The 20,654-nt window shown below is 66.7% G+C and carries 14 protein-coding genes and 2 pseudogenes; 10 read left to right on the top strand and 6 right to left on the bottom strand.

Annotated features, from left to right (window positions below; all coding sequences use genetic code 11):
* Positions 1–41 precede the first annotated feature (41 nt).
* The 4 genes and pseudogenes from ACFPCY_RS40960 to ACFPCY_RS40975 form a co-directional block, all read left to right on the top strand.
* On the top strand, positions 42–1,883 hold the full coding sequence (locus ACFPCY_RS40960; RefSeq protein ID WP_378264911.1) for a 2-oxoacid:acceptor oxidoreductase subunit alpha: 1,842 nt from the start codon (positions 42–44) through the stop codon (positions 1,881–1,883).
* A gap of 133 nt (positions 1,884–2,016) precedes the next feature.
* The gene (locus tag ACFPCY_RS40965) at positions 2,017–3,051 is read left to right on the top strand and encodes a 2-oxoacid:ferredoxin oxidoreductase subunit beta (RefSeq protein ID WP_378264988.1); all 1,035 of its coding nucleotides are present in this window, start codon (positions 2,017–2,019) and stop codon (positions 3,049–3,051) included.
* Between the two features lie 993 nt (positions 3,052–4,044).
* Positions 4,045–4,731 (top strand): SecDF P1 head subdomain-containing protein, encoded by a 687-nt coding sequence (locus ACFPCY_RS40970; protein ID WP_378264913.1) that lies wholly within the window; start codon positions 4,045–4,047, stop codon positions 4,729–4,731.
* A gap of 544 nt (positions 4,732–5,275) precedes the next feature.
* Positions 5,276–5,650 (top strand): annotated as a pseudogene (locus ACFPCY_RS40975) (recombinase family protein); the annotation flags it as partial.
* A gap of 610 nt (positions 5,651–6,260) precedes the next feature.
* Here the strand turns inward: ACFPCY_RS40975 and ACFPCY_RS40980 are convergent.
* A complete protein-coding gene (locus ACFPCY_RS40980) occupies positions 6,261–7,007 on the bottom strand; it encodes a hypothetical protein (protein ID WP_378264915.1) in 747 nt (248 codons plus the stop codon).
* Between the two features lie 468 nt (positions 7,008–7,475).
* Here ACFPCY_RS40980 and ACFPCY_RS40985 point away from each other — a divergent pair, with 468 nt between their 5' ends.
* Complete coding sequence (locus ACFPCY_RS40985; protein ID WP_378264917.1) at positions 7,476–9,209, top strand: trypsin-like serine peptidase; 1,734 nt, start codon at positions 7,476–7,478, stop codon at positions 9,207–9,209.
* An 862-nt stretch (positions 9,210–10,071) separates the two neighbouring features.
* A pseudogene (locus ACFPCY_RS40990) lies at positions 10,072–11,306 on the top strand (IS256 family transposase); the annotation flags it as partial.
* A gap of 671 nt (positions 11,307–11,977) precedes the next feature.
* On the opposite strand, the gene ACFPCY_RS40995 reads toward ACFPCY_RS40990, so the two are convergent.
* Together ACFPCY_RS40995 and ACFPCY_RS41000 are read right to left on the bottom strand one after the other, a co-directional pair.
* A complete protein-coding gene (locus ACFPCY_RS40995; RefSeq protein ID WP_378264919.1) occupies positions 11,978–13,312 on the bottom strand; it encodes a DNA cytosine methyltransferase in 1,335 nt (444 codons plus the stop codon).
* 190 nt (positions 13,313–13,502) lie between these two features.
* Positions 13,503–14,201 carry a hypothetical protein gene (locus ACFPCY_RS41000; protein ID WP_378264921.1) on the bottom strand — a complete coding sequence of 233 codons (699 nt, stop codon included), beginning with the start codon at positions 14,199–14,201 and terminating at the stop codon, positions 13,503–13,505.
* 114 nt (positions 14,202–14,315) lie between these two features.
* Between ACFPCY_RS41000 and ACFPCY_RS41005 the strand changes: the two genes are divergently transcribed.
* From ACFPCY_RS41005 to ACFPCY_RS41015, 3 genes are read left to right on the top strand one after another with little or no spacing between them, the layout of a single operon-like run.
* Positions 14,316–15,731 (top strand): hypothetical protein, encoded by a 1,416-nt coding sequence (locus ACFPCY_RS41005; RefSeq protein WP_378264923.1) that lies wholly within the window; start codon positions 14,316–14,318, stop codon positions 15,729–15,731.
* Positions 15,728–17,566, top strand: a complete 1,839-nt coding sequence (locus ACFPCY_RS41010) for a DEAD/DEAH box helicase (RefSeq protein WP_378264925.1) — start codon at positions 15,728–15,730, stop codon at positions 17,564–17,566. The genes ACFPCY_RS41005 and ACFPCY_RS41010 overlap by 4 nt, the downstream gene beginning before the upstream one ends.
* Positions 17,550–18,389, top strand: a complete 840-nt coding sequence (locus ACFPCY_RS41015; RefSeq protein ID WP_378264927.1) for a protein NO VEIN domain-containing protein — start codon at positions 17,550–17,552, stop codon at positions 18,387–18,389. Before ACFPCY_RS41010 ends, ACFPCY_RS41015 begins: the two co-directional genes overlap by 17 nt.
* Before the next feature lie 19 nt (positions 18,390–18,408).
* On the opposite strand, the gene ACFPCY_RS41020 is transcribed toward ACFPCY_RS41015, so the two are convergent.
* From ACFPCY_RS41020 to ACFPCY_RS41030, 3 genes are read right to left on the bottom strand one after another with little or no spacing between them, the layout of a single operon-like run.
* The gene (locus tag ACFPCY_RS41020) at positions 18,409–18,912 is read right to left on the bottom strand and encodes a very short patch repair endonuclease (protein ID WP_378264929.1); all 504 of its coding nucleotides are present in this window, start codon (positions 18,910–18,912) and stop codon (positions 18,409–18,411) included.
* A complete protein-coding gene (locus ACFPCY_RS41025) occupies positions 18,882–19,169 on the bottom strand; it encodes a DUF6881 domain-containing protein (protein WP_378264931.1) in 288 nt (95 codons plus the stop codon). Before ACFPCY_RS41025 ends, ACFPCY_RS41020 begins: the two co-directional genes overlap by 31 nt.
* On the bottom strand, positions 19,154–19,546 hold the full coding sequence (locus tag ACFPCY_RS41030) for an HYD1 signature containing ADP-ribosyltransferase family protein (RefSeq protein ID WP_378264933.1): 393 nt from the start codon (positions 19,544–19,546) through the stop codon (positions 19,154–19,156). The genes ACFPCY_RS41025 and ACFPCY_RS41030 overlap by 16 nt, the downstream gene beginning before the upstream one ends.
* Positions 19,547–19,859: 313 nt before the next feature.
* Here ACFPCY_RS41030 and ACFPCY_RS41035 point away from each other — a divergent pair, with 313 nt between their 5' ends.
* Positions 19,860–20,621 carry a hypothetical protein gene (locus tag ACFPCY_RS41035; protein ID WP_378264935.1) on the top strand — a complete coding sequence of 254 codons (762 nt, stop codon included), beginning with the start codon at positions 19,860–19,862 and terminating at the stop codon, positions 20,619–20,621.
* Positions 20,622–20,654: the final 33 nt, after the last annotated feature.

Raw genomic sequence — 20,654 nt, forward strand, 5'->3', positions numbered from 1 at the left:
TCCCCCGGGACGGGCGCTGCGCGTCGAGGAGGTCTTCCTCTGTGACCAAACAGGTCCAGCAACTCGACCGCGTCATCATCCGCTTCGCCGGTGACTCCGGCGACGGCATGCAGTTGACCGGTGACCGCTTCACCCAGGAGACGGCGGCGTTCGGCAACGACTTGTCGACCCTGCCGAACTTCCCGGCCGAGATCCGCGCCCCGGCCGGCACCCTCCCCGGCGTGTCCAGCTTCCAGTTGCACTTCGCCGACCACGACATCCTGACGCCCGGCGACGCGCCGAACGTGCTCGTCGCGATGAACCCGGCGGCGCTCAAGGCCAACCTCGGCGACCTCCCGCGCGGCGCCGACCTGATCGTCAACACCGACGAGTTCACCAAGCGGAACCTGGCCAAGGTCGGGTACGCCGCGAACCCCGTCGAGGACGAGTCGCTCAGCGAGTATCGGGTGCACGCGCTGCCGCTCACCTCGATGACCGTGAAGGCGCTCGAGGACTTCGACATCTCCAAGAAGGACGCCGAGCGGGCCAAGAACATGTTCGCCCTCGGGCTGCTGTCCTGGCTCTACCACCGCCCCACCGAGGGCACGGTCGCGTTCCTGGAGAAGAAGTTCGCCAAGAAGCCCGAGATCATGAAGGCCAACATCGCGGCCTTCCAGGCGGGCTGGTCCTACGGCGAGACCACCGAGGCGTTCTCCGTCCAGTACGAGATCAAGCCGGCCGAGCACGAGCCCGGCCTGTACCGCAACATCACCGGCAACACCGCGCTCGCCTACGGGCTGGTCGCGGCCGGTGAGCGCAGCGGCCTGCCGGTCTTCCTGGGCTCCTACCCGATCACTCCGGCGTCGGACATCCTGCACGAACTGTCCAAGCACAAGCGGTTCGGCGTGCGGACGTTCCAGGCCGAGGACGAGATCGCCGCGGTCGGCGCGGCGCTCGGCGCGTCCTTCGGCGGCTCGCTCGGCGTGACGACCACGTCCGGCCCGGGCATCGCGCTGAAGTCCGAGACGATCGGCCTCGCGGTCGCGACCGAGCTCCCGCTGCTGGTCATCGACGTGCAGCGGGCCGGGCCGTCCACGGGCCTGCCCACCAAGACCGAGCAGGCCGACCTGATGCAGGCCATGTACGGCCGCAACGGCGAGGCCCCGGTCCCGGTGATCGCGCCGCGCTCCCCGTCGGACTGCTTCGACGCCGCGCTGGAGGCCGCCCGGATCGCGGTGAAGTACCGGACCCCGGTCATCCTGCTGTCGGACGGCTACCTCGCGAACGGCTCCGAGCCCTGGAACATCCCGTCCGTGGACTCGCTGCCGGTGATCGAGCCGTCCTTCGCCCAGCCCGGCGAGGAGGACTTCCAGCCGTTCAAGCGCGACCCCGACACGCTCGCGCGTCCGTGGGCCGTGCCCGGAACGCCAGGTCTGGAACACCGGATCGGCGGCCTGGAGAAGGCGGACGGCTCCGGCAACATCTCCTACGACCCGGCGAACCACGACCTGATGGTCCGGCTGCGGCAGGCCAAGGTGGACGGCATCGCCGGCGACGTCGCGCCCCTCGAAGTGGACGACCCGTCCGGCGAGGCGCGGGTGCTGGTGCTCGGCTGGGGCGGCACGTACGGGGCGATCTCCGCGGGCGTCCGGCGCGTCCGGAAGGCCGGCGGCAAGATCGCGCAGGCGCACCTGCGGCACCTCAACCCGTTCCCGGCCAACACCGAGGCGGTGCTCCGCTCCTACGACAAGGTCGTGGTGCCGGAGATCAACCTCGGCCAGCTCGCCCTGCTCCTGCGCGGCCGGTTCCTCATCGACGTCGTCAGCTACAACCGCGTGCGCGGCCTGCCCTTCAAGGCCGAGGAGCTCGCGGGAGTCATCCAGGATGTGATCGACAGTGAGTGAGCTCAACGGCAACGGCGCGGCCACCGGTAACGGCAGCGGCAACGGCGCGGCTGCCGGGAACGGCGGTGGCGTGGCCCACGGCGATGGCGCGGCCCACGGCGGTGGCGCGGCCAACGGCGCAGGACGCGGGCCGCTGGCCCTGTCGCTGGTGCCGAAGACCGACGCCAAGCAGACGATGAAGGACTTCAAGACCGACCAGGAGGTCCGCTGGTGCCCCGGCTGCGGGGACTACGCGATCCTGGCGGCCGTCCAGTCCTTCCTGCCCGAGCTCGGCCTGCGCCGGGAGAACATCACCTTCGTCTCCGGCATCGGCTGCTCGTCCCGGTTCCCGTACTACATGAACACCTACGGGTTCCACTCGATCCACGGCCGCGCCCCGGCGATCGCCACCGGGCTCGCCACGTCCCGCCCCGACCTGTCGGTGTGGGTCGTCACCGGGGACGGCGACGCGCTGTCGATCGGCGGCAACCACCTGATCCACGCGCTGCGCCGCAACGTCAACCTGAAGATCCTGCTGTTCAACAACCGGATCTACGGGCTGACCAAGGGCCAGTACTCGCCCACCTCCGAGACCGGGAAGATCACCAAGTCCACCCCGATGGGCTCGCTGGACTCCCCGTTCAACCCGCTCTCGCTGGCGATCGGCGCCGAGGGCACCTTCGTGGCGCGGACGATCGACTCCGACCGCAAGCACCTCCAGTCGGTGCTGCGCGCGGCGGCCGAGCACCGCGGCACCGCGCTCGTCGAGATCTACCAGAACTGCAACATCTTCAACGACGGCGCGTTCGACCCGCTGAAGGACCCGTCCGTGCGTGACGACATCACCATCCGCCTCGAGGACGGCCAGCCGATCGTGTTCGGAGCGGAGGGCCAGAAGGCGCTGCGCCGCACCCGGACCGGCGCGTTCGAGGTGGTGAACACGGCGGACGTCGACCCGTCCGAGATCGCCGTGCACGACGCGTCCGACCCGGACCCGTCCCAGGCGTTCGCCCTGTCCCGGCTGGACTCCCCGGCCTTCGAGCACACCCCGATCGGCATCTTCCGCAACGTGGACCGCCCGTCCTACGACGAACTGATGCGCGCCCAGCTCGACGAGGCCGTCGAGACCCAGGGCAAGGGCGACCTGGCCGCCCTCCTGGGCAGCGGCGACACCTGGCGGGTCGACTGACCGCCGACGCGATTCCCGCCTCAGAGGACCGGCCGTGCCGCACGGCCGGTCCTCGGTTTTTTGTCTCCCGGAGCCAAATTTGAACGCCGGACCGGGCCGGTTTTACTCACGTGTTCATGGCCGGTTTCGCTCGTGTCACGACCTTGGGCCTGTCAAGGGATGCATCAGCGGGCCCGTTCCTGCAAGACTTGGAGATCAACTGTCGGGGAGGTGACGATGCGGGTCGTTCCGCGCCGCAGCAAGGATCGTCAGGACACGTCCGCCGATCCCGCACCCGAGCGCGCCCGAAAAGGCCGCCATCGCACGGAGATCCTCGACGTCCCCCAATCGTCCCCTTCTGACGAGGCAACCCCGGCCCGTCCCGCGGTACCTGCCACTTCCCCGCTGCCTCCGCAGAAACTGGGCCGCCGCGAGCGCAAGCGCCTGGAACGCCTCCAAGCCGCGACCGCTTTCGGCGAGAACGCCCCGTCGCCGTCCGAGCCGGCTGCGCCGCCGCCCGCGGTCGCCGAAGTGGACTCCGCCTCCAGCCCAACGCCGTCCGGCCCCACTGAGCCGCACACCAACCCGACCGCGATCCCAGGCGAATCGGGCCGCAGCCAGCCACAGCCCTCCCCCGCGCCCGCCCCGAGCCCGAGGCGGCACGACTCCTCCAAGCCCCAGGCCGCGTCCACCACCCAGAGGCTGCCCGACGCCGCGGGCACCCTGGACGCGTCCGCCGCCAGCGCCGAGTCACACGACCTGGCCGAGGACGGCGCAACCGAGGCATCGCCCCAGCCGGCGGAGGAATCGGACGAGCCCAAGCGGCTTTTCGGCCGTGGTTCCCGCAAGAAGCACCGTCACCGCAAAACGCCGTCCGCCGAAAAGCAGCCCTCCGTTTCGGCGAGTTCCCAGGCCGCGTCCCCAGCCGGCCAAAGTTCCTCGTCCTCCGGGACAGCAGGCAAGCCCTCCGATGCCGAAGACGCAGCGTCCTCCGGCGCCCAGGGCGAGGGCGGCTTGGCCACCTCGAGGACGACCCTGCGCCTAAACCCCGACGCCCAGGACGCGGAGGACCCCGACGCCCGCCGCCGCGCCCGCTCCATCGCCCGCCAGCGCCAAGCCGCCGAGGTCAAGCGCAGCCGCGCCGAACTCCGGGGCGGACGCGCCAGGCAGGACGGCCGGGAGCAGGCCGTCCGCGAACACCGCGCCGCGCTCGTCACGATGATCCTGACGCTGGGCATCCTGATCGCCGCCGTCGCCGTGACCGGCGGCCTGATCGCCAACTCGATGCGGGACCGTCCGGTGACCCTGGCCGCGCCGCTCCAGGTCTTCCCGGTCACCCAGACGAGCCCCGGCCAGTGCCCCGCGGGCACCCAGGGCGTCACCGGCCAGACCACCACGGGCCTGGTCTGCTACCAGCTCGCCCAGGGCATCGCGATCCGCAAGGTCTCCGACCTGCGCGTCCAGCGCGGCCGTTCGGGCAGCGCCTACGACGTCGCGGTCACGCTCCGCCCGTCGGACCGCAAGGCCTTCGCCCAGCTCACCCGCGCCACGGTGGGACGCGACGTCGCCTTCGTGGTCTCCAACCGCCTCATCACGGCCCCGCGCGTCGAGATGCCCATCACCGACGGCAAGGTCGTCATCACCGGCACCCCCGACCACGCCTCCGCCAACCGCCTGGTCCACGACCTCAAAGGCCGCTGACCACGGCACGGGGCCAGCTACTCGCCGCACCCGTCCAGGCTGGCGATGTCTCGCCTTCTTGCGTCTCTCGCCCCTAAGCGGACCGGACCTTAGCCGCGACCGTCCGTCGCGGTGCTCGTCGGGTGAGCTGGCTTGACCGCTGGAGTCGCCGCCACCCATTCAGGACTACGGAGGGCGTGGCTGGCCGGATTTCCCGGCCGGTAGCTGGAACCGAGGTGGGAAGAGTCGACCTTGACTGGCCCCAGTTGGGTTCTGCCGCCGTTGGCGATCAAAGAGGCGATGCGCTAGGCACAGTCCAGAACGCACCTACTTTCTGGACGGGGGTTTCTGGACGGCGTTCGCCCAGATGGCCAGGGCGTCCAGAAAGGTACAAATTCCTGGACACCGGCCGGAGAGCCGCCATGACGGTGTGGGCGTATGCGCGGGTCTCCACGCGTGACCGGAACCCGCAGCTTCAGCTCGACGCGCTGGAGGCCAGCAGCTATGACGAGCTGGTGACTGAGAAGGAGTCAGGTAAGCGCGGGGTGGCGCGCCCGAATGGGAGGCGCTGCTGCCGCGCCCGCAGGCTGGGGACACGTTGAAGGTCTGGAAGTTTGACCGGTGGGGCCGCAGCGCCGGGCACGTGCTGACCACGGTGACCGAGCTGTGCGAGCGCGGGGTGAAGGTCGTGTACCTGACCGAGAACTTCGACCTGGACACCAAGGAGGGCCGGTTCATGTTCGCGGTCTTGGCTGCGGCCGCCGAGTACGAGCTGAAGCTGCGCGCCGAACGCCAGGCCGAGGGATCGCCGCCGCAAAGCGCGGCCAGGCCGAAGGCCGGATGCTGCCCGGCAAGCAGCGCACTGGCCGCCCTCGCGTGCTGTGCCCGGCCGAGCCGGACACGCTGCGCCGCCTGGTCCGCGAAGACGGCAAGTCAGTGACCAGGCGGCCCGCACGTTGAAGATCGGCCGCTCCACCGCCTACGCCGCCCTCGCCCCAGGCAGAGGCCACCGGGAAATAATCCCGCCAGAACCACGGACAATAAATCTGCCGACAACAAGGTGTGATCTCAAGAGGTGTTGAGCGTCAGATTTGTGACAGCGAGACCGTCACTCTGGAGGCAGCGGGTGGCGTCACTCATGTGACGGTGGTCCGGCTAGGTGCTGATGGCGCTGTCGGGGTTGGTCGTCACCGGGCCGGGCGTAGGGTCAGCGGCCGCGGTCTCCTGCCCCGTCTGATCGGCGGCCGCAGCCGCGGGCCGCTGTTCCTCGCTCAGCGGTCGGCGCCGTCCTGGACGCCGAGCCTGGACGTGTGCCCGACAACCAAGAGGGCTGTCCGAAGGCGACCGCCGCGCCGCGATCGGTGCGGGCGGCGGCGCCATCGAGGGGTGCGGGTTGGGTCAGCCCCCTGCGGCGGGGACATTGCCTCGCCGCTGAATGCGATGCCGTTGTAGAAACTGAAGATGCCGACCACGGTCCTGTACGGCCCCTCTTGCAGCCACTGAAGGCTCAACAAAGTATCCTCCCCGGAGCCGTCTTGAGAACTTTGCACCTAGGCGCTCCCTTTTCTGCGCAACCAGCGTCGGAAACTCCATACACCGAACGTCAGCACAATGAGAGCAGGGATTGCCCAGTAGATCGTAGAGAACGGGAATAGTCCAGTTCCCTTGCGCTCCGAAGAGGAGAGACTGCTTGCAGTGGCGGTCGGCTTGAGCTGAACGGGAGGGGCGGAGTTGGCCTGTCGGGGCTCGCCGACTCGGTACCGCGCCCAAAGGCCATCGTCACTGGTCTTCTCGCCACGACGCCTACGGTAGACCTCGTACAGGCCCGGTTTTGCATCCGGCCTGATCTTCACCTTCCCGATCGCGGTCGCCTTCGCCCCGTGCAACGTTGCGGCGTTCACGAAACCTTTCGAACGCACTTCTATTCTTCCGGTAAATCCTTCGTCGTCACTGTCGGTGACTGTGACGACGCTCCCAGGGCGGAAGGTGCGCACATCCCATTCGCTCTGAGGCCAAGGAGACGTGGGAGGCCAGTTCTCCTCCCTTGGGAACGGAGGAATCTTCTTGACCTGGTCGGCGCAGGTTCGGCGTTCTGCGTCACCGGTTTCCCGCACGTTGATATTCGCCCAGTGAACGGGCGTGGTGCGGTGGTCCGCATCAGGAGCGACATCCACGGGATAGGTGCCGGCCCTCGCGTCACACCGAATGATCGCCATGGCCACCAAGTTCGGGTATTCGAATCTGAAGACGCCTGCCTTGAGAAGCGCGGGCGATTCGAGCGCCCACCCGTTGGCCACGAATCCCTCTGGAACCGTAACTTGTACGACGCTCCCCGGAGAGAGTTGGGTCGTCGCCCCTTGCGGCACAGGAACAGGCGGCGCCATAACCCCGAGTGAAGCGAATGTGACAGAGAGTGCAGCCGTCGTCGGGGTTGGCACCAAGTGGCCAAAAATGAAGATCACCTGCCCCTTCTCTGAACGTTAGCTGAACGCTACATTGACGGCTCGCTCAGCGGAAGCCAAGCAAAGGCTCACCCCAAGTCTCCCTGCCCACTGGAGAGTGTGTTGCGTGCTGCCTGTCATGTTCTGATGACGCTCGGATCGCTGGTCCTGTGTCTTCTCCTGCCACTCCCGGCGTCGGCGTCAGCAGTGAAGCCGACGCCTTCCACTCCCTCGCCCCATCGAAAGCCCCATCCGTCAAGTCCGAGGCGTTCCTCCGCGTCACCCACCCCGTCGAGCGCTTCACCCGCCCCGAAGCCCCCTCCCATGGCCGGCGCGAGAGCCCGTGCCAGGCTGCGATCGGAGCTGAAGTACTGGACAGCGGCTCGACTGGCCGATGCCAAGCCAGTGGACTGGTGGCGCGGCAAGTCGAACAGCAAGCTTCCCCGAAATGGATTCAACAAGCTTGACCCGCCGGCGCATGAGGGTGAGCTATTCGAGGGAATCCCGAATGTGGGCACATTTTTCTCGGCGGGGAAGCCGGTTGGCGGCGACGAAACGAGATGCACCGGCAGTGTGGTTCACACACCAAATAAGAATATTGTCCTGACTGCCGGGCACTGCGGCATCTCGATGGATGGAGCCAAGCAGCTGATCTTCGTCCCGAAGTATCAGTATGGGAAAGATGCGGCGCACCAGCCGTACGGCATATACCCGGTCGAGAAATTTTACATCGATCCGCGCTATCAAAAGAACACGAAGGCGCCGGTCTCGGATCTCGACTTGGCGTTTGCTTCCGTCATGGCAAACTCCGACAAGCAGCTGCCGGAGAACGTCGTCGGGGCCCTGACGTTCACTCCGTCGGACCACTATGATCGCAGCAAGGTGACCATCATCGGCTACCCGAATGATGCGGGTTTCAATCCGAAGCACAAGGCGATCCGCTGCGAGACGTTCACCGACAGGAACCCCCTAGGCGCCTTTCGGCAGATGCGAATGCATTGCCGCCATTTTTATTCCGGCGTCTCCGGCGGCCCATGGATTGAGAACTATGACTCGGCGAACCACACTGGAAACCTGGTGGGGAATACTGGCGGCTACAATGGCGGCGGAGACGACGCGAACCATGATTATGTGACCTTCGCATCCATCTACGGCAAAGATGCGGTCGACCTGTTCAATGACGCTAAAGCACACCGGGTCCCGTCGAGGCCGAATCCATACAAGCCCGCGGACGATGTTCCATCACTGCCCGGTAGCGGCTCAACCTGGCAGCATGCCAGTTACTTGGCGGGCGGAAGTTTCACCGGTAGCTCCAACAGCGACCTCCTGGTCGTGTGGTCGGACGGCGAAACGACTCTCTATCCCAACAACGGGAACGGTGGATTCCTTCCGGAGCGGCAATTGCTGCCGCCCAATGAACTCTGGACGAACGTGCGGGCGATCACCGCAGGCGACTTCGCCGGAGGGAACGGATTTGATCTCCTGGTCCGCTGGGTCGACGGCGAAGTCACTCTCTACCCGGATGTCTCCACGGCCGGCTTGAACGTCCCGGGAACCCAGATGGCACCCAAGGGATCCATCCGGAAGAACGCCGATCAAATAAGCGCGGGGCGCTTCGTTTCATCTGGCTATGTGACCGACCTGATCGTCCGCTGGTCCGATGGCGAGCTCACACTCTACTCCGCCGTCAGTTCCGGAACTTTCGGCCGGGAAACTCAACTCCAAAAACCTAACGACCTATGGCAGAAGGCCACGATCCTCACCAGCGGCCAGTACTCCGGGAACACCCAATGGGACCTCATGGTCCGCTGGGTGGACGGCGAACTGGACAATTATGTCGGTACGAGTACCGCCGGCCTGGGTAGTGAGGTCAGGATCTCCTCCTCAGAGGGACAGGGAACCTGGACCCATGATGACGTGATGACCACCGGATCCTTCACACCCGGCGGAATGGTCAACGATCTGATCGTTCGATGGTCTGACGGTGAGACGACCATGTACAGGGACTGCAAGGTGAATCAGATCGGTCAAGAGGCCAGACTCGTTGCGCCTGCGTGAGCGACCTCTGAGCGGCGGCCACCTCGCCAGCTGAGCGGTGCACGCCGCAACGCCAGACGGTCGAGCAGGACACCACCGAACTTGACCGGACCCCGGACCTGGCGTTCCCGCACAACCCCGACCGGTCACTGGACGGCCTGCCGGAGCCCCTTGGCCGGAACGTTCTGGCAGCCGCCGTCACCGCGCTCACCGACACCGTCACCACGGGCCTGCCCCACCATTGGGCTATCTCCTGAAGGAACCTCGAAGCGCTCGTGCCTTTGTCGGGCCGAGGCGCCCGCACCGGATGCGCTGATGCCCCGGTGCGGGCTCGCCTGCTCCCCGGCGTCCCTGCCGCTGGCCGGTGGCGAATGGCCTCGTCCGGCGGAGACGCTGCCGTCGGCTCATAGCCCGTACCCAGCATCTTCGTCGGCGGGCAGGAAGCGACGCCACCGTTTCAGGACGGGTGCGCCGTCACTTCCTGCCCGACCAGGCGGCGGTCGCCGTCGGCGCCGACCAGCGCTACCACCTCGCCGAACTGGTCGCCGTGACCGGGCACGGGCGGAGGGCGGGGTGGATCAGGCGCGGAGCAGCTACGCGCGCCGCTGGACGGCGGCGTTTGCTCACCTCATCGACACCTGCCTCGCAGCCACCGGACTCACCCTGACGACACGACCTGTCAGACCTCAGGGCGCTACCCCGGTCATTGGTATGTGATTGCCAAGGGTGTCCGCTTCCTCATGAGCTCCAGCAGTTACCGTCTCGGGTTGCGTCCACGGAGGTGGTGTATGAGTTTGACCTGGTCAGAGGGTGTGGCGTCGTGACGTGAGACGGCCATCGCGTGCTCCTTCGAATCGACCAAGATCAGAAGGAGAGGAACGCGATGGCCGTGGACGACAGTGTGGACCCTTCGGGCTGGTTGGCCGAGCAGATCGGGGCGTGTGAGCCCGATGTGGTGCGGTCGATGGTCAAGACGATGGCCGAGGCGCTCATGTCGGCCGAGGCCGATGCGGTGTGCGGGGCCGACTACGGGCAGCGCTCGGACGAGCGGGTCAATCGCCGCAACGGCTACCGGTCCAGGGACTGGGACACCCGCGCCGGCACCGTCGAGCTGGCCCTCCCGAAACTGCGCAGCGGGTCCTACTTCCCCGAGTGGCTGCTGGAGCGGCGTCGCCGGGCCGAGCAGGCCCTGGTCAGCGTGGTCGCCACCTGCTATCTCCCGGGGTGTCGACGCAGCGGGTGGACAAGCTGGTCGAGCAGATGGGCATCAAGGGCATCTCCAAAAGCCAGGTCAGCGAGATGTCCAAGGTGCTGGACGCCCGGGTCCAAGCGTTCCGCAACCGTCCGTTGGAGGGCGGCCCCTATGCGTTCATGTGGGTCGACGCCCTCACCCAGAAGGCCGGTGAGGGCGGCCGGATCATCAACGTGCACGCGCTGGTCGCCACCGGCGTCAACGCCGACGGGCACCGCGAGATCCTCGGCAACGAGGCCACCTCGGCCGAGGACGGAACCGGATGGCCGGCGTTCCTGCGCGGCCTGGTCGCCCGCGGCCTGACCGGCATCCAACTGGTCTCCGACGCCCACGCCGGCCTGGCCGAGGCGATCGGGGCGACGCTGCCCGGCGCGGCCTGGCAGCGGTGCCGCACCCATCACCTGCGCAACCTGCTCACCCGCGTCCCCAAGTCGGCACAGCCATGGGTGGCCACGCTGGTGCGCACCATCTTCGACCAGCCCGCCGCCGAACAGGTCCACCCCCAGCACGCCCGCGTGGTCGCCTCGCTGGAGGCCAAGCACCCCGACGCGGCCGAGCACCTGGACGCCGCCCGCGACGACCTGTCGGCCTTCACCGGCCTCCCGCCTCCGCTGTGGCGGCAGATCCGGTCCAACAACCCGCAAGAACGCCTCAACAAGGAGATCCGCCGACGCACCGACGTGGTCGGGATCTTCCCCGACCGGGCCGCGATCGTCCGCCTCGTCGGCGCCGTGCTGATGGAACAGACAGACGAGTGGACCGAGGCCCGCCGCCACATGGGCCCGGAATTCCTCGCCAAAGCCCGCCTGCGCGTCACCGACGGCACCACCCCCGACCCCGCTACCGAGCAGCAGGAACTCACCGCTCAACCTGCAGAAACAGGATCACGCGGAGATCAACTCTTACACCACTCCGCTGGACGTGACCCAGGATCGGCGCTCTCGCCAGTGACGCCTCACGCGCGCCGATCAAGCAGTGCTGTCGTCGCCGACCTCGTCGGGCATCTCACCCCTGCCGGGCTCTCTGGTCCGCGGTTCCTGTTCGATGATCCCGCTGGGGCGGTATACCGAAAGGCGCCGAGTGGCGTTAGACAGACGTCTGGGACGCCTCGCACCGGCTGTTGCTGGAAAATGTCAACGCCGCTGGGCAGGCGGGCTGGTCCAGGGCGATGATCGACAGGTCGCGCGCCCAGGCGCTGAAGGGCGGCCCACAACCGGACCGAGCAGGTCAACCGCGGTCGGCCGGGTTCCAAACACCACACCCTCGCCGGCGGCCACGGCACCCCGCTCGTTCTCACACCGGTCGGCGGGAACCGCATTGACTGTGAGGATGATCGGGTGCTGCCCCGCACGGTGGTCTAGCCCGCGCAACGATCGGCCTTCGATGCCCGTGTGACGATCTTTCGGTCCCGGTTGGGGTAGCCCAGGCTGGCGCTGGGCCAGGTGAGAGGTGTTTCCAATAGAGGCTTTGCCCGGCTTCCGGGTGCGGAGAACCAGGTCGGGTAGCACCCGCGCCACCGCCTACAACCGACCGGGGTTCAGCTGATCCTTGACCGGTGCTGAGCGAACAATTCATGTCGCTGATGGTCGTCCTGGCCTAGGAATGCTTTGAAGTCACCCAAGAGGAAGGCAATCTCGCCGTTTGCGCGCTGCTTCTGAATCAGCTCGAAATCGTGCCCAAGGTGGACGAGACGGCGCTCCACTTCTGGCTGCTCCAGCAGTGTTCCATGTACTGCGAGCGCGACGACCAACTGCTCTACCGTAATGGGCCGCTTCCGGTCCCGAAGAACTTTGTAGACCGGGTCGAGGGCGACTTTCGACGTCTCAACGAGCGGTCGCGGTTTACCCTCCTTAAGAAGAGCCTTCCTGATCGCACAGCCAAGCGCTTTAGCAACCGGCGGTGGGAAAGCGTTGCCGATCTGACGGTACTGAGCAGTCTTACCGCCAAGGAACTCCCAGTCAGCGAACTCGCTGCCATGCCAGCCCTGAATTCGAGCGACCATCTGGTTAGTCAGCATCGGAAACTCAACCCCCTCGACTCGAGGATTCCTCGGCCCAGGAGGGTAATCCGACACTCCCTTGCCGTCGATGCCCATCGCCGCCCAGGCAGCCTTAGCGCGGGTGGGACCGAGATCGGCGCCACCGTGCTTCTTCGAGCCGCCCACGATAGTAGGGGCTATGCTATTGGCCCGATTGACCCAAGCATTGAGTTTTTCATCGCTCCAGTCTCCCTCCGCCATGAGGTCGCGGAGCAGTTCGCCAACGGTTTGCGGGCGTTCAGCGTACGGTTCTGGCCAGTGGAAGTACGCGGCGTACTCCTGCTGGAGTGCGATCAGGACGAAGCGGGGGCGGAGCTGGGAGACTCCGAACTGGTCTGCCTGGAGGAGCCTCCACTCGGCGATGTAGCCATATTCCTGGAGGCGGTCGAGGACGTGCTGCCGATAAGCCGTAAAGCGGTTACCGCTCAGGCCCTTGACGTTTTCCAGAAGGAGCGCCTTAGGCCTCATCCGGCCGCACAGTTCAACCGCCCATGCGAAGAGGTCGCGCTCATCGCTAGCACCCAGTTGCTTCCCAGCGATACTGAACGGAGGACAAGGAACACCGCCAGCTAGCAGGTCCACGTCTTTGTGCTCGTCGGGGTTCCAGACTCGGGGATCGGCCACATCGCCGACACAAACCGTGTCTTCGGCCTCTTTTTCCTTGTACCCCAGAACTTTGACAAGGTTGTGGCGGAGTGTCCGGGCTGCATGTCCATCCAGTTCGACCGCGAGGCGGTGGCGGAAGCCAGCGCGCTCCAAGCCGAGCGACTGGCCGCCGGCGCCTGCGCAGATCTCGACGACCTCGAGCGGATTGTCCTCCGCTGCTCCGGACAAGACGTTCTCCTTCCAAGCGCCCTGGGAAGCTGCATACGGCTGCACGGCGCTGCTTCCACGGAAATCCGCGCATTCCGCCGCCGGGGCTCCGACACGGGGTAGCCGCACCTCAGAACCCTGCTACCGCGGGCCGCGGCGACGTGGCATTTTACGGCCCTGAGGGACGTGCCGTCGACATACGCCGCACTTCCTATCGAGGTTCGCCGTCCAGTTCCGAGCGGATCTCAGCCTGCGCTTCCGCAGGGAGGCGTCGGTATGCCGACCAGACGCGGTCGAGAGGCGTGGACACGCGGCGCTTGCGCTCGATCCAGCGGGCGAGCTTCCTCCGGTCCGCCGGGTCGAGGACGCGGATATCGGCTGCAACTTCGTCGGCTCTGGCCGGGGCGTCCGTGGAGCCGGCCCGGCAGCGCTTGCACTCGGTGACCAGTAGCACCTGCTCCCGACCGTCCGGGAGAACGGTGGTACGCCGTGACACCGACAGCACAGCTGTCCTGTTGGGGTCGTCCGGGTACTCCTCGCCGCCGGAGATGCCGCAGGTGGTGCACAGGAAGTCGTCGCGCTCCAGGACTGCCCTGATCTGCTTGGAGGACAAGGCGTTCTGGGGGGCGGCGGCGCGCCTCTCCTTCGGGTCCCAGACAGCCGCACCGACCTTGGCGAGCCGCTGCTCCTCAGTCGTCAGGGTCGCGTCCTCGGTGTTGGCTAGAATGACCCAGCCGTAGTCGCGCAGGTCTCGCACCCGGCGGTCGATCTGGGAGACCCCGGGGAAAGCGGTACGCAGCTGCTCCTTGGTGAAGCTGTTGCCTTCTCCCACCTCCTGGACGAGCCAGAGGGCGGCGCGGACCATGCCGCCTGCTTTGAGAGCCGGGTCGTCCCAGGCAGGTTCGTTCACTCTGCATCCCCTAACTACCAAGTACTGGCGAGCGTGCCGTCGCAGCGGCCGTGGGCGCTCGGTGCCCTGGAGCCTCGGCGATCGCTACGCTAGTCGATTGGAGGGACATTTCTCATGGCTGCGAGTTTCGGCATTCCGCCTGAGGGCGAGACGATCAAGGCGCTCGTCCAGGAGCGTCTGAAGCAGGCTGTCGCCGAGGACGGCGCCAAGGTGACCGTCGACTGGCGCGACGCCGGGCAGAGGCACCTCTACGTAATCGCCATGCCGGTCAGCATGCTGTACTTCAACCCGGATACTCACCGCGTCCGGGCGCAGCGCACTCTGGACCCCGAGCGCAATCGGATCCTGAACGAGCGGCCGTGGAGCGAGGAGGGGCAGGAGTACCTCCGCTACCTGCTGACGCGGGACCCCAAGGACCCTGCCAAGACCGACCCGGATTACATCACCCTCCTCGACGAACTTGAGGAGTTCGGCCAGCGCGATCCCGGGATCATCAGCCCGAACGGCATCCTGGTCGACGGCAACACCCGCTGCGCTGCACTCCGAGACCTGGGTAAGGAGCACATCCGCGTCGGAGTCCTCCCTGAGGACACCACTCGGCTCGATATCAACAGGGTGGAACTCGCCCTCCAACTCCGCCGCGACAAGCGCCGCGACTACTCCTACCTCAACCGGCTCATAGCAATCGAGGAGGAGCTTGCGGGAGGGCGGAAGCAGGAGGATGTCGCCCGGGAGTTCAACATCAAGCTCCCGACCCTCCAGCGGGACCGGTGGGTCTACGAACTGATCAACGACGCCGTCGAGCGCAGCGGGACCGGGGGCGGGCCGAGCCTGCGCCTGGTGGACTTCGAGCAACAGCAGGAGAAGCTGCGAGAACTTGCCCGCGACTACGCCACGCTGGCAGCGACCGACCCCGACGCGGCCGAACGGCTGAAAGAGTCGCGCCTCGCCATGGCGGTTCTTGACCTCCCCAAGACGACGCTGCGCCTCGCCGAGCCGGACTTCTACGAGCGCTATCTGGAGAAGCGGCTCCCCGATGCCCTCCGTCCGGAAGATGAACCGGATGCCGCCCCGGTCGGCATCCCTGGGCTCGACGACGTCGTCCTCCCTGACGACGCGGCCGGCGTCAAAGCCGTCCGCGGCCTTACCGACAAGCTGCTGAAGGCAGAGGCGGCCAGGAGGGCACCTGACAAGGTCTCCCCTGCCGAGTTCGCTGCGGCGAACAGCGTCTTTGCCGCCGCAAAGGACACGTTCGAAACCGCGACCCGCCTCGCGGGGAAGGACGCCCAGTTGCGCAAGCGGCAGACTGCTGTCCCTGAGCGGCTGACGGACGCGGCAGAGTACATCAACCAGTGCGCCGCCGAGTTCGCCGAAGCGAGGGCCAAGCGGGCTCTGGACGAGGACGCCTTCGACGATGCGCTGATCACCTTGCGCGACAGCCTGATTCAGCTCGCTAAGCACGCCGGCCGGGCGTTCACGTCCCCCGGGGACGGTGTCGACTGGCTGCTCAACGCCACGAAGGGCCGGTGACCGTGGACACCGGTGCCGTACCGAGCCTCGAGATCGCCTTCGGCGACGATGCGGTCACAGCCCGCCTCCATGCCCGCAAGGACCGCGCTGGGGACCTTCGGCGGCTGGCCCTGCGATTCCAAAGCGGTGTCCAGCGCACGCCCACCATCCTCGACGTCGACCTCGACGATCTGCTCAGCAACCTCCGTGCGCTCCAGGCATGGCCGGAGCCCAAGACGGTGCACTGGGACCGGTATCTGGCCCACCTCGTTCGGGACTCCGCCGCCGACGCCCGGAGCGTAGCCCAGCAGCTCGCCCCGGGTGCCGCACCGACCGCAACCGAGTTTGCTTCTAAAGACCTCGACAACCTCCTCGGCCCCAGCTGGAAAGGCGACCTCACCTCCTTCCAGCGCCGCGACATCGCCAAGCTCCTGTCGTTGCGCCACGGCGCGAACTTCTCCGTTCCGGGCGCCGGCAAGACCCGCGTCGGCCTCGCCGTCTTCCAGGCGCTGCGCCAGCGCGGCGAAGTCGAGCAGTTGCTGATCGTCTGCCCCAAGTCCGCCTACGAGTCCTGGCTGTACGAGAACGAGGTGTGCTTCAGCGAGCCCCTGCGGATGTCGTTGTACAGCAAAGGCTCCGCCCCGCCGGCTGATGCTCTGATCATCAACTACGAGCGGCTCGACGGCGCACTCGACGACCTCAGCTCCTGGCTCTCGGCCCGGCCGTCCTTGCTGCTGCTGGACGAAGCCCACCGGATGAAGGCCGGCGCTCGGGGGGTCTACGGGGCAGCATGCCTGGCCCTAGGACCGCGGGCCCGACGGCGGCTCATCCTGACCGGTACGCCGGCGCCCAACAGCGCCAAGGACCTTGAAAACCTGTTCGGCTTCGTCTGGCCGGGCTACGGCCGCCAGCAGGTGATCCAAGCCGTCGGCGGCGGCGACCTCGCAGAGGCCAGCCGGGTCCTCCAGCCGCTGTTCACCCGCACGACGAAGCACGAGCTCGGACTCCCCCCGGTCACCACCCGGATCAGATCGGTGGAGCTGCCGCCCCTGCACAACGAAATATACGAGGCCCTCCTCGGCGCATTCTCCGGACGCGCCACCGGCTCGGAGGCGGACTTCCTGGCCTGGGGAAAGATCACGGTCTACCTGCTGATGGCCGCTACCAGCCCGGCCCTGCTGCACGCGGGCACCACCCGCTATGAGCCGCTGGAATACCAGGTACCGCCACTGCCGGTGCCGACGGGCTCGCACCTGTCCGAGCTGCTGCGCGACCTGCCGAGCTATGAATTCTCGCCCAAGTATCGCGAAACGCTGGCCATCGTGGACGCCAACGCCTCGCAAGGCCGCAAGACCCTGGTGTGGTCCACCTTCATCCGCAGCCTCAACACCCTTGAGCGCATCCTCAAACGGTTTCGGCCGGCAGTGGTCCACGGCGGCACGGAGGACCGCGAGGCAGCGATCGCCCGCTTCCGCAACGACCCTGACTGCATGGTGCTGCTGTCGAACCCCGCTACCCTCGGCGAGGGCATCAGCCTCCACCAGCACTGCCATGACGCGGTCTACATCGACCGGGACTTCGCCGCGGGCCGCTTCCTGCAGAGCCTGGACCGGATCCACCGCCTCGGCCTTGCACCCGGCACAGAGACCCGCGTCACGGTCCTGGCCTCAGAGAAGACGATCGACGAGGTCGTGCAGCAACGGCTGGACACGAAGCTAGCCTTCATGGGGGCGGTGCTGGACGACCCAGGCGTGAAGCAGCTGTCCGATCTCGACGAGGAGCCAGCCGTCGGGGGCGGCCTCGACGAGGCCGACCTCCAAGCGCTGATGGGCCACTTCCGTGCCCGTACCTCCTGACCCTGTTCTCCTCGCCGCGGTCCGCTGGGTAGAAAAGCTGCCAGCCAACGGGCGGGCGCGATGCCGGGCTCTGTTCACCACGCATGCGGAGTACAGCGACATCAGCCCCACACAGTACGACGCGGCCTACCGATGGCTGGAGGAGACCGGTCTTCTGGACGGCTCAGAAGGAGCCCTGCCAGTCGGCCAGCGTGTCTTCCGCGCTGCATTGCTGACTGGCGACGTCTATTGGTTCGCCGATGCTGATCTCCACGTGCGGGAGCCGACTGAGCTGCCCATCGACGCAGGGCGGGCCGCCGCAGCGCTCGGGCTCAGCGAACTCGAGGCGTACCAGGAGATACACGCAGTCCGAGGAAAAGTCGACGCCGCGGAGCGCTTGCGGATCGGCACCGCCGGCGAGACCGCGCTCATAGAGCTGCTCTCGTCGTCGACCTCTGCGGGGATCCAGCACGTCGCGGCCCACTCCGACGGGTACGGCTACGACATCGCGGTCCACGCCGGTCAGCACAGCCTGCACATCGAAGCCAAGAGCACCACACGCCGCAACCGCCTGATGTTCTTCCTGTCCCGTCGCGAATACGAGGTGATGCGGTATGACCCGTCCTGGCAGCTCGTCATCCTCCAACTCACCGAACAGCTCGCGATCGCCGCGATCGGCTCCGTCTCCAGCACCTGGATCGAGACCCAGCTCCCCGACGACCAGGGCTCGTACGGCCGATGGGATACCTGCCGAATCGACGTTCCGCCCGAGCAGGTGACCAGAGGGATCCCGCGGCTCGCCCCGGTCCTCCGCGAAGGATCGGCAGCCCTGCTGCGCGAATGAGAAGCAGCAGGTATCTTCTTCAGCTCGGGCTGCGCCGGGACTGGACCGCCTCGCAGACCACGCGGGCGCAACGGTCAGCCGGTTCGTGCTCCCAGAACCGCAGCACCAGCCATCCGGCTTCGGTGAGACGCTCGTCCGTGTCCCGGTCCCGCTCCATGTTGCGTCCGATCTTCCCGCGCCAGTACCCCGGGTTGGTCTTGGGCGGCACGAAGTGCTGGGGGCAGCCGTGCCAGAAGCAGCCATCTACGAAGACAGCGACCTTGGCCGGCCGGAAGACCAGGTCTGCGGTCCTGCGCATAGCCGGAAGCGGTTTGGCTGCCACTCGGTAGCGCAGTCCTTCCGCGTGGACGAGCGACCGGATCGCGAGCTCCGGTGACGTGTCCCGGTTGCGGTTCCCCAGCATGCTGCGGCGGTTCGCGGCCGACGACGCCCACGAGCCGTCCGGAGCCTGCCATGCCTTCCCGCTCCCCGCTCCGCTGCCTGGTGCGGGACTCACTGTTCCGTCTCGACCGCCCGAGCCCACGTCTCTTCGAACTCCTGCCTATCGATCACACGCGGCCGAAACCCGTCCTGGGCAGCGATCTCCGCGACCGTCCCTACGGGCGCCTCCGAGAGACTGGTCCCACCGGCCTCATGGCGATCGCCAGCGTACTGCAGGCGTCCGTCGCGGAAGACCTCCACTTTACGGACTTCGTAGCCGTCGTCGCCGACCTCGCTGTAGATGTCGACCGGCTCCTCACTGAAGTCGTGGAACCACTCGACCCTCAAGTACCAGACCACTCGTTCGCCCCCAAGCAAACGATCCTCCCGTCGAGCACCAACGGCTCGCGCCCTCGGACAAGGATGATGCTTTCCCTGCACGGGACCAATACGAGCCCCGTCACGTCCACCCCAACGTAGCGGGTGAAGCGCCGCCCCAGCCAGGGGACACCCACGAGGCGCCGGGACAGCTGCGTGAGGGACATCGCCCAAGGAGGGATATCGGTGAAGTACTGGCCGTCGCCGTAGCGGGCGTCCTTCGGGTTCACTTCGCGCAGCGAGGGGAGCAGCACGCCGCTCTCGCAAATGCCGCGCAGGCCACGGGAATCCGTGTAGTGCCACAGCACCACAGAACCACCGTGCTGGTAGACCGCAGAAACGTAGTCTTCGAGTTTCACGCAGGCAACACGACCAGAGAACGAACTCCGTGTCAATGTTTTTGGTCTCCTGAAAGATTTCACCGATACGGCCCGCCGGTCACCTCCCTCCTTGCTCAAATCGCCGCCAGGGAAGTTTCCCCTCTCGAGGCTGGCCGCAGCCGCGGCACCGCCGCCTCGGCCGTTGCGCCGGTCGCCTCAACCGTGGAAGAAAATGAAATCCGGACTGCAGGGCGCAAAGCACGCAGAGGGGTTGGACGGATCGGTCATTTCGGGCTAGCCTCCTGCCGACCCCGTTATCGTTCTCAGGCCTGGAGAGGGAGTACGGCTTCGCATGGAGGAACAGCAGGACGCTGAGTGCATCGACCCCGAGCAGACTCGTATGGTTTCGCAGCTAGTCAGGAAATCCGGGATCGTCCAGGACTCCGTCTCGAGGAACAGCGAGGCGGCATCAAAGGCGTACAAGCTGCTCTGCCCTGACCTGCCAGACCGCCTGTCCCCGCCCACCATCAGCCGCATGATGAGAGGCAAGGGCATCAAGAAGCTTAAGCGGAGCAACCTCCACCTGCTCTACCTGACCATCCATTACTACACGCAAGTGAAACCCGGCCTAAGCACGGCGTCGCCGAGCGAGGTGCAGGCCGCAACTGAATTCGCTGACACGGTCCTGCAGACCGGAAGTGGATCCGCGCCCCCAGGCGGCGCCTTCTACAATCCGAACGATCCGCGCCACGACCGCGCTGCAGAAATCCTCGGCAGGCACGGGGTCGACCTGATCGAGCTCGCGATCTCACAGAACAACACGAAGTCTTTCCGGAAGCTGGCTGTACTCCAATTTCTTTCTGGAAACGCTGACGATGCGCGCTACTGGAACGAGCGCGCTGCCCGCGCGGCCTCGGCACCGCCGGGGCCCCTGAATCCCGAGGTCGCGGCGGAGGAGGCATTCACGGCGGGCCTCCAACATGCCTACAACGGAAATCAAGAAGTCGCCGAGACCTATCTTGCACTCGCAGCGGGAGCCGCCCATCGAGAAGCCGTCACGCGGCTGAGCGAGATGCGGCAGATGCGGCAGCAGAGCGAAGAATCCCCGCTTTGACCATCTAAAAGCTGTCCCGTAATGGTTGAGGGA

Source organism: Actinomadura gamaensis, assembly GCF_042652125.1.
GTDB lineage: Bacteria > Actinomycetota > Actinomycetes > Streptosporangiales > Streptosporangiaceae > Spirillospora > Spirillospora gamaensis.

Coding starts and splice junctions, on each gene's coding strand:
- ACFPCY_RS40985 (WP_378264917.1), top strand. CDS start 7,476: ATGGCCGGCGCGAGAGCCCGTGCCAGGCTGCGATCGGAGCTGAAGTAC.
- ACFPCY_RS41005 (WP_378264923.1), top strand. CDS start 14,316: ATGGCTGCGAGTTTCGGCATTCCGCCTGAGGGCGAGACGATCAAGGCG.
- ACFPCY_RS41035 (WP_378264935.1), top strand. CDS start 19,860: ATGGAGGAACAGCAGGACGCTGAGTGCATCGACCCCGAGCAGACTCGT.